At 64.9% G+C, this 13550-nt stretch carries 13 protein-coding genes and 6 pseudogenes; 13 read left to right on the forward strand and 6 right to left on the reverse strand.

What is annotated here, in order from left to right; genetic code table 11:
• Positions 1-112: 112 nt before the first annotated feature.
• Both AZG88_RS25245 and AZG88_RS25250 read right to left on the reverse strand, forming a co-directional pair.
• Positions 113-1059, reverse strand: a pseudogene (locus tag AZG88_RS25245) (phosphatidylserine/phosphatidylglycerophosphate/cardiolipin synthase family protein).
• Positions 1060-1758: 699 nt separating this feature from the next.
• Positions 1759-2364: a hypothetical protein gene (locus AZG88_RS25250; protein WP_061045169.1), complete on the reverse strand. Its 606-nt coding sequence runs from the start codon at positions 2362-2364 to the stop codon at positions 1759-1761.
• Between the two features lie 486 nt (positions 2365-2850).
• On the opposite strand from AZG88_RS25250, the gene AZG88_RS51970 reads away from it, so the two are divergent.
• The 6 genes and pseudogenes from AZG88_RS51970 to AZG88_RS54110 all read left to right on the forward strand — a co-directional run bounded on the left by AZG88_RS51970 (position 2851) and on the right by AZG88_RS54110 (position 7274).
• Positions 2851-3006: a hypothetical protein gene (locus AZG88_RS51970; protein ID WP_156517611.1), complete on the forward strand. Its 156-nt coding sequence runs from the start codon at positions 2851-2853 to the stop codon at positions 3004-3006.
• Between the two features lie 1386 nt (positions 3007-4392).
• On the forward strand, positions 4393-4533 hold the full coding sequence (locus AZG88_RS52860) for a hypothetical protein (RefSeq protein ID WP_009476098.1): 141 nt from the start codon (positions 4393-4395) through the stop codon (positions 4531-4533).
• A gap of 164 nt (positions 4534-4697) precedes the next feature.
• Entirely contained in the window at positions 4698-4976 is a 279-nt protein-coding gene (locus AZG88_RS25260) for a hypothetical protein (protein ID WP_061045168.1), read from the forward strand.
• Between the two features lie 814 nt (positions 4977-5790).
• Positions 5791-5979, forward strand: coding sequence for a hypothetical protein (locus AZG88_RS25265; RefSeq protein ID WP_061699572.1), 189 nt, complete (start codon positions 5791-5793; stop codon positions 5977-5979).
• A gap of 228 nt (positions 5980-6207) precedes the next feature.
• Positions 6208-6872: pseudogene (locus AZG88_RS25270) on the forward strand (ScbR family autoregulator-binding transcription factor).
• 130 nt (positions 6873-7002) lie between these two features.
• Positions 7003-7274: pseudogene (locus AZG88_RS54110) on the forward strand (hypothetical protein).
• 618 nt (positions 7275-7892) lie between these two features.
• Here AZG88_RS54110 and AZG88_RS54115 read toward each other — a convergent pair.
• Positions 7893-8322: pseudogene (locus tag AZG88_RS54115) on the reverse strand (IS701 family transposase); the annotation flags it as partial.
• A gap of 207 nt (positions 8323-8529) precedes the next feature.
• Here AZG88_RS54115 and AZG88_RS52865 point away from each other — a divergent pair.
• From AZG88_RS52865 to AZG88_RS25295, 4 genes are all read left to right on the forward strand, one after another.
• On the forward strand, positions 8530-8700 hold the full coding sequence (locus AZG88_RS52865; RefSeq protein ID WP_197487937.1) for a hypothetical protein: 171 nt from the start codon (positions 8530-8532) through the stop codon (positions 8698-8700).
• Positions 8701-8710: 10 nt separating this feature from the next.
• Positions 8711-9082 (forward strand): phage holin family protein, encoded by a 372-nt coding sequence (locus AZG88_RS25285; protein WP_061699554.1) that lies wholly within the window; start codon positions 8711-8713, stop codon positions 9080-9082.
• 327 nt (positions 9083-9409) lie between these two features.
• Positions 9410-9871: a hypothetical protein gene (locus AZG88_RS25290; RefSeq protein ID WP_061699555.1), complete on the forward strand. Its 462-nt coding sequence runs from the start codon at positions 9410-9412 to the stop codon at positions 9869-9871.
• On the forward strand, positions 9868-10221 hold the full coding sequence (locus AZG88_RS25295; RefSeq protein ID WP_061699556.1) for a hypothetical protein: 354 nt from the start codon (positions 9868-9870) through the stop codon (positions 10219-10221). The genes AZG88_RS25290 and AZG88_RS25295 overlap by 4 nt, the downstream gene beginning before the upstream one ends.
• A gap of 621 nt (positions 10222-10842) precedes the next feature.
• Here AZG88_RS25295 and AZG88_RS25300 read toward each other — a convergent pair.
• A complete protein-coding gene (locus AZG88_RS25300) occupies positions 10843-11394 on the reverse strand; it encodes a TIGR03086 family metal-binding protein (RefSeq protein WP_061699573.1) in 552 nt (183 codons plus the stop codon).
• 203 nt (positions 11395-11597) lie between these two features.
• Between AZG88_RS25300 and AZG88_RS25305 the strand changes: the two genes are divergently transcribed.
• Both AZG88_RS25305 and AZG88_RS54120 read left to right on the forward strand, forming a co-directional pair.
• Positions 11598-11945: a hypothetical protein gene (locus AZG88_RS25305; protein WP_061699557.1), complete on the forward strand. Its 348-nt coding sequence runs from the start codon at positions 11598-11600 to the stop codon at positions 11943-11945.
• 814 nt (positions 11946-12759) lie between these two features.
• Positions 12760-12852 (forward strand): annotated as a pseudogene (locus AZG88_RS54120) (hypothetical protein); the annotation flags it as partial.
• A gap of 62 nt (positions 12853-12914) precedes the next feature.
• Here AZG88_RS54120 and AZG88_RS54125 read toward each other — a convergent pair.
• Positions 12915-13241, reverse strand: a complete 327-nt coding sequence (locus AZG88_RS54125; RefSeq protein WP_061699558.1) for a hypothetical protein — start codon at positions 13239-13241, stop codon at positions 12915-12917.
• On the opposite strand from AZG88_RS54125, the pseudogene AZG88_RS55720 reads away from it, so the two are divergent.
• Positions 13210-13281: pseudogene (locus tag AZG88_RS55720) on the forward strand (Lsr2 family DNA-binding protein); the annotation flags it as partial. The gene AZG88_RS54125 and the pseudogene AZG88_RS55720 sit on opposite strands and share 32 nt — an antisense overlap.
• 65 nt (positions 13282-13346) lie before the next feature.
• Here AZG88_RS55720 and AZG88_RS54130 read toward each other — a convergent pair.
• A partial coding sequence (locus AZG88_RS54130; protein WP_442971749.1) for a hypothetical protein occupies positions 13347-13550 on the reverse strand: 204 nt, incomplete at its 5' end.

A 13550-nucleotide genomic window follows, 5' to 3' on the forward strand; every position in this document is an offset into this window, starting at 1 on the left:
GCCACCAGGCTGGACAGGCGATGCACACCGGAGTAAATCCGCGGCGATGTTGGTGCGCTGATCATGTGGGGACATGTCGTTCCCGCTGGTAAAAGCCAGTATTGGCAATATGTCAGAGGTTCCAGAGCTGGAGCAGAGCGGTCCGCAGGCTGGGGGAGGCGATCCGGTGGTCGGCTCGTAGGCGGGGGTTGGGGTGTCGGAGGTCGGCGAGGGTTTGTTCGGCTTCCGGCACCGGGATGGGGAGAGGTCGGTGCGGCTGCGCAGGAGATGACCGATGGCGCCGTGGGCGTGGGGGATCGCGATCGCCTCGGAATCCACCACGGCCGGTGGGTGGATCCATTCGTTGTCGGCGGTGACGAAGACCGGGACGTCACCATGCGTGAGGCGGGTGTCGGTCTTGTCGTGGTGGAACCATTCGAGCTGGTATTTCGCGGCCGGCCCGGCCGGGGCGCGGTGGTGGCGGGTCTGGGCGGCCCAGGTGCGGTGTTCGGTGGGACTGGGTTCGTATTCGGCGATGTGCCGCAGAAACATTCGGGCGACATTGGCGGGCAGGAATCCGGGATCGGCTTGCCCGCGGCCGCTGACGCCGGGGATCGGTACCGCCCGACCGATCTGCCATTGCGCGGTGGCGTTGTCGAGGAACGGCTGGTCGACCTCGGTGATTCCCTCGATGCCGTCGATGAAGGCCCGCACGGAGGTGGCGATGTCGGGATCGTCGGTGATGACCGCGGCCTCGTCGGCGAGGGTGGAGCTGTGGGAGGCGTTGGCGGAGCCGATGACCGCCCGCCGGTCGGTGGCGATGACGTTGGCGTGCAGGTTCGGTGACGACAGCACCCGCACTCCGGCGTCCACGTAGTAGGCGAGCGCTACCGGGGAGGTCAGGTGTGCGCGGACGGCGGTGCGGGAGGCGTTGACGACAAGAACGTCCCCGGCGCGCAGCGGCAGCAGGGTGGGCGCGTCCTGGCCGAGGTGCGCGATCGCAGCACGGCGGGTTCCGCGCGTGCGGATCGCGCGGGTGATGTGCGGCCACGGACTCGGCCCGTCGAAGGTTGTCCCCATACCTGTCGAGCATCTGCCGATGAATGGCAGGCTGCCCGGTCTGGCCCGTCGGCACTATTGCAACCACCATCTTCGGTGGTCCCTGTACGCCTGCCAAGCTCTGGCCCGGGCCAGCGGATGGCCGTTAGTAGTTTTCCGCCCGCGAACTTGTGGATCGGGGTGCGCCGACGTCGTAGAACACCGGTGTCACCCGCAGAGAAGGACTGATCACCCTGCACGAAGGGAAGTAACGGCCGGCCATGTGGGGTTTCGGCTGTCGACTGGTCATCGAGGTCAGGCGAACTACAGACACGACAACCGGAAACCGACATGGAAACGCGGATGTCGATTGCCATTCGATCTCACGCAGCCACGCCACCTCCCACGCGGCATCGCGCTCGGCCTGAGGCACGAACGCGCCGGCCGGACCTGCGGTGCAGACGGACGCCGCCGCTGAACACCGGCACGAACTCCTGCCTGTCGAACTCGAGCGTGTGTGCATATTCGACATCGTCATTGTCGGGATGTCGGACGTATGATCGACGGACCGCCGGGGCGCCCACGCGGAAGGATGTCCAATGGACAATTGGTGGCTGTATTACAGTCCGTTTCCCCAACCTGTCCGAGAGTGGCGTGGCTGATTGTGCAGCAGATCTGGTAGCCCGCTGACGGTCCTGGATGTCCACCTCCTGCTGTCCTCGTGGCAAGTCTGCGTCGATATCAGTTGTTGGTGACGATGAAGCCTTTCCCGACGGGGTTGGGTTGGGCGTTGATGCCGTCGAGGACGGCAGTGAACTTGATGTACTCGAACGCGAACAGCGCGGTGTCGAATCCGCGGACCATGCCCACGATCTCGGTGTTGTTCTGAAGTACGGGTCCACCGGAGTCGCCACCGCCTGATTGGGCGTTGCTGTAGAAGCGTGTGGTGTTCTGCGCGGTGATTGACCCGCAGTGGAGGCCGGTGCCGGCCCCGTCCTTGCAGTGGGGACCGATCGGGTTGGGGGAGCCGATTCCGTCGACGCGGGCACTGGGACCATTCGATGTGAGTACCGCGTCAGCGTTGAGGTAGAGGACCACCCAGTCGACGCCGGTCCCGCCGCCGGGACTGCGGTACGCGATGTTGCCGATGTGTTCCCGCGGTCCGGTCGGCGCATAGCGGTAGACGGGTGCACCGTCGGGTGTGCCGTCGACGCAGTGGGCGGCGGAGATGCCGATCTTGTTGCCGAGCGAGTCGGTGCCGACGACGCCCATCGTGCAGAACTCGATGATGCCGGGCGGGTGCGGGACCGGGTTCAGGTCGTCGGTCCATGCGATGCCGTTGGACACGAGACCGGTGGCTGATGCCGCCGGCGCGTTGACAAGGAATGCGCCGAGGGTGACTGCGAGACACGCAACATACCCGTAAGCCTTCTCAATGTGTTCTCTCTTCTTCGCGGCATCGAGGGGCTATCTGTAAGCCGCTCTTTCTGGTGGCCGAGCTGGGCTCGACGTGACGACTTCTTCACGGCTGACTGTCGGGGTCCGGAAGCAGCGGGACTCCGTCCGCCGGCCGCCGTTGACGTCAGGCTCGGCCTTCGACAAGGCCGTCAGGGCACAGGGATGGTTCGGAAGAACGGTGCGGTCGGCGGCAGTCCACGCGGATCGGTCGTGGGATTGGCGACGAATAGAACCGCACCAACAGCGGATTCGGCTCGCCTGCAATCATCCGGTCGTTGCGGACGCGGATCTTGCTCCTGGGCACCCGGTGCGAGGGAGTCGTCGACCCGGGCGTACATCCGACGGTCCGATCGATCGAGCGCGACGATCGCGCCCGTGACTGGGGTGAAGTCGGTGCCGTCCAACTGGGGACAGCTCGATGACGGTCCACGACACGATCGCGGCGTTCCGGACGAGGGAACCTTGCTCAGTTCGGTGCTGCGGCACGACGAGCACGTGGACGCGTCGGCGCCGAGCATGGTGTGGCACTGATCGTAGTGGCGGATGGTGATGAAGTCGCGTGCGATGAGGGGGAGTGGTGGGAGCTGATCGCGGTGGAGCTGATTGTGCATCGGGGGCCTCGACTTGCAGGGTTCGGGGGTTGTTCGACTCCCAGGCTCCTCGCGTGAGGTTCATCCGACGACGGTAGAACGACCGATAGTCATACCTGTTTTCGTGCCCGGGGTTGTCCGTAGGGTCAAGATCCGCATGGCCTGGGTCGTGGATCTGACCGGGTCCGGGCGTCCCGGATCAACGCGGGCATGGTCGTCCACGTGCGACCCCTCGGGGTATCTTCACGCTCGTCGTCGGTCGCCGCGATCCTCGCCGCGAACCCGGATGTCGATGGCGTGCAACATCGGCCGAGAACACCTCGCCTGGATGTTGGCCGATGACACGGCCGCACACACCCACCCCGCCGTCACCACCGCCGGAGTACGAATCGAAACCGTCTGCCCAATTCGTGTGAAGGGGCGACGAGAATACGTGCATGGAAATAGGCGAACGAGACTGGGGCGAGAGGCGACTCGCTCCGAGGGTGACACGTGAGCCGTGGGCCGCCGCGTCAATAGGTGCGAACAGCGGCGGTGACACGCTTGATGTGTTGTGGCGCAGCCAAGCGCAGCCCCCGCCAACGATGTAGATCAGCTGGCAGGGGCGCTACACGGACAGTCTGCACGTAGGAACGAGCAGCGCACAATTGATCTTCGTGAGCCGGAGCATGGAAGTCCAGGGAGTGTGATCCATGCCATTGCACAATTTTCGCACCTCCGGATTACCGACCAGTAAGTGCGATTTCATGTCTTCTTTCACTGTGTGCGATCCGGCGGCAGTCTCTCGGTCAGGGTCGGCGCGATCCGGCGACGGGGGTGGTGCCGCCGGACCCGATGAGTTCTGCTTCGCCACAACAGTGCCGGCGGACTTCGGCATCGAGTGATCGAGCGACAATCTTGTATCGTCCACTGGTTGTTCTGTGCTGCAGCGTGTCCGGGCGTAGTCGTAGCTGTTCTGTGCAATGAGTATGTGTGGCGAGCCGCTCACTTGCCGTGGACGCGAACGCCCGACGGCCCGGTCGGTCCACTGCTGGTGGGCTGGTTGGAAAACCTCGCACGATTTGTGCTGGTGTCGCGAAATGCTTGGCCAGGCATGGTTCGGATGCCGATCGTGTGATGTAGAACACAGCTGAATTTGTGGGAGAAGGCTGGTGCTCGGGGGCGTTCGGTTGCAACCCTAGTTCGAGACCCAAAGCTCCAGATCTAATTTCGGGTATGGGTGTAGGTATTTCGGCCAATGTGCAGGTGTCGAAGTCGGTCCAAAGTGGCTGGTGCGCGTCGTCGACGTGGCAGTCGAGAATTATCTGCACGTGAGAGAAGAGTTGTCATGGCACGGATCGCCGAAAACTTGGGTACAAATCTGCTGAATACGTTGCGGGTCGGTGTGGTTGGCACTGTTCTGTACGCCGGGCTCATCATGGGCGTGGTCGTGGTGGCAGTGTGGAAGTTCCCGATGCCCGGCGTATAGGCCCGCTACCACTCCTGGTCCTGCGCCGATGCCGGCGGGTGAAACACTCGGTGGCAGTTCGGCGATAGAGCTAACAGGGGCGTGGTTGTGCCCGTGGCTCCGCGTAACCGGTGAACAACGCGCGATACGCGTGACGGGCCCTGTTTGCTGTGGAAGGGACGTTGATGTTCGGGACGGGCGCAGGTCTCATGGTTGCTCTGCTGGTGGTGACACTTCTGGTGGTGCCCGTGTCGTTCGGTGTGGCGGCACGAGCGGACGCAAAGGTTCGCCGCCTTGCGGAGTCCCGGGCGTCCCACCCGAATCCGGTGGGCTCGGTAGCTGTCGCGGATGTGGACGAGCGGTGCGATCGGTGGCGGCAGCTGGCGACGCGGGCGTGGTTGATCTGCGGCGGCGCCTCGCTGGTCGCAGTAGCGGTCGTGGGTGTCCTGATCTGCGTCGGGTGAAGCCGACGACGTAAGCCGGGAGTGCGCGGGCGTCGGTGCGGGCGGACTGAGCCCTCGATGCCGAGCCTGCATCTGAAGGATCAACGTAATCTGAAACCATTTCGGCCGCTGTGACATACGCGCCGGAGGCCACCCGAGACGCAGTCACGCGCAGGTGAGCCGAAGCGGCCCGGTCGGAGTGTAGTCCGCTCCGGCCGGGCCTCGCCGGGACATACAAGAGGTACCCGCCGCGTGAAGCCTGACGGCGCTCGTCACGGTGCGCGTCCGGGAGGAGGCGCGCAACGGTCGGGCGGTGCGGATCCGCGTTGGTGTGCCTGGGTGGTGGGCGTCGCTGATGTCTCCTCGGATGTGCTGCGGGCGTGTGAATTTATCGACCGGATCGACGGAGCTCGGCGGAACGGTGTGTGCACCAATTGCTGCTAGCCAGTTCAGGTTTAGCTGTCGCCGTACTGGTTTGGTGACCTGCTCCTTCGTGTTCCGGTGCGATGAAATGGTAGATCCGCCGCCCACCCCAATCGCCCGAGCGTGACCTATGTCACATGCCTTTCTCGGTGGACCACACTTGCGGCTGGCGGCCGTCGGTTGCAAGCACGTCTGCGTCGGCATCGCGCATCCGAGTGCGGGTGTTGGTTCTGGCAGGACGGATTCGGTGCCTGACCGATCGACTCGCCTGGTGCCGAACTCTGCCCGCCCGGGCAATGAGAGATCGTCCGCGTGTGGTGCGCAGCGCCCGGCGGTGGGTGCGGGTGTTCGAGGTCGGACGGGCCGGTCTGGACCCCGTGTCAGTGCGGTGTGGTGCGGTTGAATGGGTGGCATGGGGTCGTCCGCGAGTGAGCAACTGTGGCAGACGTTGTCCGATTCCGGCTTGGCGTTGGTGTGCGTCCGCGGGCCGCAGTGCCGATGGGCGGATCTGCTCTTGCCCGGGGATGGGTCGGTGGGCGAGCTGACCTGGCTGGCACGGGACGCCGACGAGATCGCCGAGCAGTGCCGCGACCGCCGATAGCGACACACCCGAGCAGCGACGGCGCTGGAGCTGACCGGGCGGAGCTCACCGAAGAAGCGGCAAGGTGGTCTGTTTTTCGTGTGAGCGGGTGTCGGCGGCTGTGCAGGTGGACGCGTGGTTTTCCAGAGGTGAGGCGCACCGGTGCCGGTGGTAGCGTCGCGCAGGCTGCAAGGGGTGCGATCGAAAGTCACCGGGCTGCAGCGGCGAAGGGCACGGAAGGTGCGGTACATGGTGCAACAGCAACGGGCGGCGGTGACCCGGGCGCAGATCGTCCGCGGGGCAGCGGAAATGTTCGACAAGTCCGGGTTCGAGGGCGCCAGTCTCGTCGAGATCCTCGAGGCGGCGGGCATGACGAAGGGGGCGTTGTATTTTCATTTCGGTCCAAGGAGGATTTGGCCCGGCACATCATCGCCGAGCAGCACCGGATCTCGATCTCCGCGGTGCAGGCCATCGCCGCGCAGGAGTCGTCGGCGATCGAGCAAATCGTGATGCTCTGCCACGAGATGGCCCGGCAGATCGTGCAGGATCCGATCGTGCGGGCCGGGATTCGCATCACCCTCGAGCTCAGCGCCGACGACCGTGGCCCCGCGGGCCCGTACTTGGATTGGATCGCCGCCTGTCAAGCGTTGGCGGCCCGCGCGGTCGCCGAAGGCGACCTTGTCGACACTATCGACCCGCCGACGTTCGCGCGGTTCGTCATCGGTGCGTTCACCGGGGTCCAGACCCTGTCTCAGGTCCTGACCCATCGCGTGGATCTCGAGCAGCGGGTGGACGAGATGTGGGGGTTCCTGTTGCCGGGGATCATGCCGACCACCCGGCACTCCGGCATGATGCGGATCCGGGCGGCCCGCACCGATGTTCCCGTCACCGGATCGCCCGGCGGTCAGGATTAGTGCGCTCAGCGCGCCGGAACGACTGCACGTGCTTGCTGCAGACCGGCAAGTGCGCCATCCGCACGCTGGCTGGCGACCGCGGCCGGAACAAGGATGGGATGACTGCCGGGTCGGTGTTCGTGCAGGTCCGATCGCGTGCCGGGTGCTGGTCCGCAGGAGCGCCGCGGCCGATGTCATCGGGGAAATCATCGAGGACCATGCGGCAGTGAGCCGGACCCGGTGGTGGTGGGCACGAGTGGGCGCCGGTGCATCGGTGGGCGGTCGCGGTCGACGATGCACCGGTTGGTCTTTGCCGACACCGAGGGCTTGACCATCGATCCGAGTCTCCACCACCCCCACCGCGGACTGGACCGCGATGTGCCCCTCCTCGGTGTGGGCCGGATTTCACTCGCTGCTGGTTGACCGCAAACTTGTCGTTGCGGAATTGTTATCGGACCGGTATAAATATTCACATCGTGTGCTGTGTGTCACGATTCTCTGAACAATCGAACTGGAGTTACAAAGATGGACCTTGCTTTCTTGGCCGACTTCTTCTCGAACGTCTCCACCCTTCTCGGCGTCCTCGACTTCTTCTCGGGTTCTGCTGGGTCACTCAGCGGCTAGTTGCGCTGGCCAGTAAGTGCTGGCGCTGCTGTGGCAGAAAGGGGGACTGAGTTTACCTGCGGCCCCCCTTTCGCTGTACTGGAGCTTCGGGCTGTGTCTGCGCCGCGCTCGGTTCCCCGCGGGAAATGGCGTGAATGTCATTTTCCGTGCGGATGGGCCGACCGTTCAAGATCATTTTCTGATCTGGGATGCTGACCTATCTCGATTCGGTAACTCGAAACTTTGAGATCCGAATTGTGTGTGTCGTCGAGTCGGGAGAACGCGGGGCTGCCCTCAGCGAGAGGTGCCTCTCGTCGCGTGGCTGCGCGCCGAGGGGTGTCGCGGCGCCTCTCGCGGCGGCCTTACATCCGACTCAGCGACTCGTGCCCTCGTGGCGGCTTAGGGGCCTTGCGGTCACGGTCTACGAGGTCGCCGAACTAGACGGCGTTTCGCAGGCAGCCAGTGGCCACGTCCGGGCGTCCAGGCGATGGAAATCGGCTCCCGCACATGGGAATACTCGCGCTGCGAAGATTCGGGGGCGTTGCCTCGGCGGGGCGGCGATCATCTCTTCGCCCGGCCGTTGCGCCCGTCGGGGGTGAACACGTCGTCGCCCAGGCTGGTGGCCGGCACGTACGACACTTCTTGTTCCTCAAGCCAGGATTCGCAGGGACTTCATCTGACCGTCGGCCTTGTCCGCGGTGAGCTACGAGAACGGCATTTCCTCGTCGAGCGTGCGTTCGATCATGTTCTGCGCCAATACGGTTTTGGCCGCGCGCTCGGCATCGGCACCGATGCGGACGGCACGGCAACGGCCTTGATCGGCGGTCCACGATTCGCCGAAGATGGAGCTCGAGTTCTGAATACGGTGTGTCTGGTCGTCGTCGCCGCGGCGCTTGTGGTGTGGGCGCTCGGTGATTCGACCGCCCACGACTTGCCTGTGAAGAATGCTCCGTTGACCAGCGGGGAGGGAATGTCCTCTTTCTGTGAGGTATGTGGCCGCGCGGTTAGCGGCTGTCTCGACGTCGCCGGGCGGCGCACAATTCTCAAGACCCCTGCTCGGGGCAGGATGAGAGTCGTGAGCGACCGGGCTGCAGTCGACCTCGAGCGTGAACTCGCGATGCTCGCGTTCGTTCGTGGTCGTCTCTGGGCGTCGGAGGGCGATGATGTCCGTAGTCCGACCACCGCTGTCGATCAGGTTCTCGACGGGCTGAGCAGTCTCGCACGGTCGCCGCGGGTCCCGAGCTGATCTGCGCGCCATGCGGGGGGTTGGGGTCGTGGTCTTTTTGGGGTCGGCAGCGATCGGTTTGCTGGTGGCGCAGTGGCTCCTGCCGGGGGTTTCGATTGCCGCGTCGGGATTTGTCACCGTGGTGGTGGTGTTTGCGGTGGTGCAAAGTGTGCTGTCTCCGTTCATTGGGAAGGTGGTGGCGCAGAACGGGTCGGCGTTTCTCGGAGGTGTCGGGCTCGTGTCGACATTGGTGGCGTTGGTGATCGCATCGCTTGTCGGTGGTTTGAGTATCGATGGGTGGCGCACGTGGATTCTGGCGACTCTGGTGGTGTGGCTGGTGACCGCGGTGGCCACTCTGGTGCTGCCGTTGGTGGTGTTGCGTAACAAGAAGTCGGGCGCGTAAGGGGACCGCGGGGAGCGTAAGGGGGCCGTGGGGCGCGTAATAGGGGATTCCGGCCGTCATGGTCTTCGTGCCGCGTGCCTCGCGGCATTGGTGCCGTCGGTGCGGGGCTGGGCGGTGAAGGCCTGCCGCCACAGTGTGGTCAGCGCCGCTCGCTCCCATTCTCGGGCGGCCACGACCCCGTCCGCCTCGAAGCCTCATCCGAGAGCAGGACGCTTTCTCCTCCGGGGATTCGTTCGATGGAAACGAGAGTGAGCCACTGGGAGTACCAACTGACACGGTGCACACCTTGCCGACCGCACACTTTAAAAGTACATTGAAAGTATGTCTGTGGGTGAGGTGCCGTTCTCGGATATCCAGAACAAGGGGAAGGCGACACTGTCGGAGTGGCAGCGGTCGGGGGCGCGGCCGCTGCGGGTGACGCGGCGCGACGATGAGGATTTGGTGTTGATGACGGCGGTGCGGGCGGATCAGGAGCGGGAGGTGCTCGCGGCGGCGACGGCGATGGTCGACGCCCTGCTGCACTCCGATGACAGCGCTCTGGTCCGCAAGGTGGTGGCGGCGGCGTTCCCGTGGGTGAGCTACCTGTCGGCTGAGGAGTTCGCCGACTTCGTCGACGAGCTGATCGCGTCGCTACGGGCAGGCTCATCGCTCGATAATCCGGCACCGCCGGCCCGGACGATCGAGACGTGGCGGCACACGGCGGAGGTGTATGCCGATCCGGAGTTGGCTCGGATCCTGTCGATGCCGTCTGAGGGTGACTTCGGGGCCGTGCCGGTGCCGGAGCTGTGAGCCCGAAGCGGGGTGAGCGGGTCGCGCCGCCGGCGGCGGGCGAGTTGTGGGAGTTGCGGTTCGCGACCAGTGACGCGGCGAAGGGGTGGGATGAGCTGTGCTGGCAGGCGCCGGCGAACACGTTGGTGGCGTACGAGGAGCTGCGACGCCGCCCGGTTGCGGGGGAGTCGACGACGCGCCATCACCGGTTGAAGGGCAAGCTCGCGACCGGGGTGCACAACGGGGTGGAAATGGAGCAGTGGCAGTACGAGGTCACCGCCGGTGGCCGGGTCTGGTATGTGCTGGATATCGAGCACCGCACGTTGTGGCTGAAGCATGCGGGCACAGGGCACCCCAAACAGACCGAATAGTGTTGCCATTGTGCTGAATAGGGACCTGATCGAATCGACTCAGCGGAGTCGGGGAGCCGAGGTGGTCGGCTCGTGACCTGGAACCGTGCTGTGCGAGCATACGGTCTCTATTCGTGGTCCCGGCCCGAGCCGCACACACTGAGCGAGTGTTTGAGTGCGGGAGCTGGAAACGGGGCACCATGGCCACGGTCGCGAAGAAGAACAGCTGAGCGGGAATCCGCTCTGCTCATAGTGGCTGCGCGACTTTCGGTCAGGATCTGCCACCGAGCCGGCTCCCGACCCTACATTCGGTGGGCAGTGAGGTTCTGGGCGCCGAGCGAACGCATCTGAATCCGGTGCGGGAGGCATGACGGGGCCGGCAACGGCGCGTTGCATCTCCGGTCGCGGTCGATCCGGGAAAGGCGGGATGGCGGAGAAGATCTCCGCACTCAGCGTCTTCGATGCGGTTCCTCAGTTCTAGGGCAGCAACGTCACCCTGAAGAGCAGATCGAGCCACACGGCGATCGCGACCGACCGCCGAACGCGACCGCGACGATGAAGAATGGCGTCGTCGCACGATCAGCCCAGTCGATCTGCACATCGTCGAGCCGTGCGGCGGACTCTGTGCGCCACGCAGTTCTGTTAGGTGGCGCGGCCCAAGAAGTTCAACAGCTGGGTCTGGGCGTCGGCGTTGTCTGTGGGCGCCACCTTGGCCCCGAAGGCGTGGGGGAGCCGGATCCGGTCGTCTTCTGCGACCAGAAAGGTTCGGGCCAGCTCGACTGCCTCGGGATCGAGGTGTTCGTCCTGCCCGGTGGCGCGCGCGAAATCCCAGGTATGTATCAGCGTGTCGGCGCACGCCATCCGCCGGACGAATTGCTCGAAAGGCAGGTTGCCGAACTCGGCACCCAATACCTGCTGGGCGGTCGCCTCCGACTCCAGGGCAGCCTGTACCCCGGCCGTCGCATCCAGCCAGGCGGCCACCACGTCCTCCCCGGCGGTAGGCACCCGGTAGTCATTTCCCCTGAGCCCTGCGCAGACCCGTCGGTGGTTACCCACCACATGGGCGGCGACGTCCCAGGCGGTCCAGCCTGGGCAGGGGGAGGCCGAGTTCCAGCGGTCCTGCGGGCAGCCCAGGAGACGATCGGTGAAGTCCTGCGCCACGCGTGCGTACAGACTGGTGATGGGCGATCCCATCCCCAAACCGTACGTCAACCGCACCTCACCGAATCTGTGCTGGTAGAGGTCATTCTTACGCGCGCAGCGACCCACACCGGCCGCCGCTCAGCCTGAACCGGGAGATGTGCACCCCCGACACGGGAGCCCCGGGGCCGGATGCCGAGCCGTGAAGATGTGCCCCGAGACCTTGTCAGCGCTGAAGGGAACAGGTGCGATGGGAGATGACCGCGGTGTATATCGGTCTGTCCGTCGGCGCCGTGGTTGCCGAGGCAATACCGCGCGGCCAGGACATCCCACCGGACCGGATCGTCCGCACGCGACCGTTGGCCGACAAGTCGTGGACGGAACTGGTGCTCGACGAGGAGGTCGAGGTGGCGGTCCTGCGGTGGCCAGCGGAACATCATCAGGCTCGGCCAGGACGCCTATCTGACGGCGTGCACGTGGCGGGACTACGCGCAGACCCGCCGAACCGCGACCGACATCTTGACCCACACGACCGTCGCGCAGGGCTGCATAACGAGTGCCGGCACGAATGCAATGAACTCGCGCTCATGCTGGTCGACGGATGAAAAACCACCGACGCTGACGGTGGTGCAGTCGGCGCAGCTCGATGCCGACAGATGGGCCCGAGAGATGGTGCTCGCCTCCCTCCTTCACGATTTTCGATCCGACAGTGGGATAACGCGGCGACGTACGGGCTGACGCCAGCTGATCGGAGTGAGCTCCCGCGGTTTCTCGGCCGGCGCCCGCCCCACTGTTGTCGCGAGGGGTAGCCGTCCCGGTGCCTGTTGATCATCGCGGTGTTGTGTCGAGTTGTCTCCACTCGTGTGCACGGTGCCGCAGTCGGTTTCGGGTGAACCGTGTGTGAGTGCGGTGCGGAAGAGAATGATGCCGGTTGTGGGTGACCACCCCCCGAATGCGGTGGCACGGCCACGACGGTGTTCTCCGGGCTGCTGGGGATGTGGCCGGCGCGCGGCCTTCGCGACGTGAGGTTCGGTGCCGCTGTGACCCGAGTCCGGGAAGCGCTGCACCGCCGGAATTGCGGCACAGTCGTCGGTGAGAAGGTGATGGGCCGTCAGGCGCACACCCTGCTCGGCACCGTGAACACCGGGTTCGGCAATGTCGAACACTTCAATGTCGCAGCTGCCGAGGCAATTTCGGGATTTCGGTGGAGAATAATCCCTGTCGGGCTGAGTCGTGCTCGTCCTGCATGAAGCTCGGTGCGATGTGATTCTGAGCTCGAAGAGGATCGTGTTTGGTCTGCCCACATGGACAATGTCTTGAGACGTTGAATTGTTAGTTCGGTGAGCTTCCGCATTTGCGGGACGAGCCTGCCGTTACTGTGTGCGTTCGACGATTGCCCTGACGTAGAAGGAGAGCACGATGGCGGTATCACCGAGGATTTCCGAAGGTTCGGCGAAGGGGACAACCAAGGAGATCCGCGAGTGGGCGATCGGAGAGGGTCGCGAAGTGTCTCCCCGCGGTCGCATTTCGGCCGAGATCGTGCAAGCTTTCCATGACGCTCAGGCAACGAAGGCTCAGGCAAAAGCGGCGCCGGCGAAGAAGGCGGCCGCGAAGAAGGCGGCCGCGAAGAAGGCGGTTGCGAAGAAGGCGGCCGCGAAGAAGGCGGCCGCGAAGAAGATAGTCGCGGGGAAGGCTCCCGCGAAGAAAACGGCCACGAAGAAGTCGCCGGCGAAGACGACAGGGCCGAAGAAGACGGCTGCGAAGAAGACGGCCGCGAGGAAGTCTCCGGCGAGGACGGCAGGGCCGAAGAAGACGGCAGGGGCGAAGTCGACGTCCGCGGAGAAGTTTGTCGCCGCGAAGGTACCGGCGGTGAGCCAGGCGCCGGCGAAGACGACGACCAAGGATATTCGAGAGTGGGCGATCGGAGAGGGTCGCGAAGTGTCTCCCCGCGGCCGAATTTCGGCCGAGATCGTGCAAGCTTTCCGTGACGCTCAGGCAACGAAGGCTCAGGCAAAAGCGGTGCCGGCGACGAAGGCGGCCGCGAAGAAGTCGCCGCCGAAGACGACAGAGCCGAAGAAGACGGCTGCGAAGAAGGCGGCCGCGAGGAAGTCGCCGGCGAAGACGGCTGGGGCGAAGTCGACGTCCGCGGAGAAGTTTGTCGCCACGAAGGTACCGGCGGTGAGCACGGCTCCGGCGAAGACGACGACCAA

The sequence above is a fragment of the Rhodococcus sp. LB1 genome (genome assembly GCF_001583455.1).
Classification (GTDB): domain Bacteria; phylum Actinomycetota; class Actinomycetes; order Mycobacteriales; family Mycobacteriaceae; genus Rhodococcus_F; species Rhodococcus_F opacus.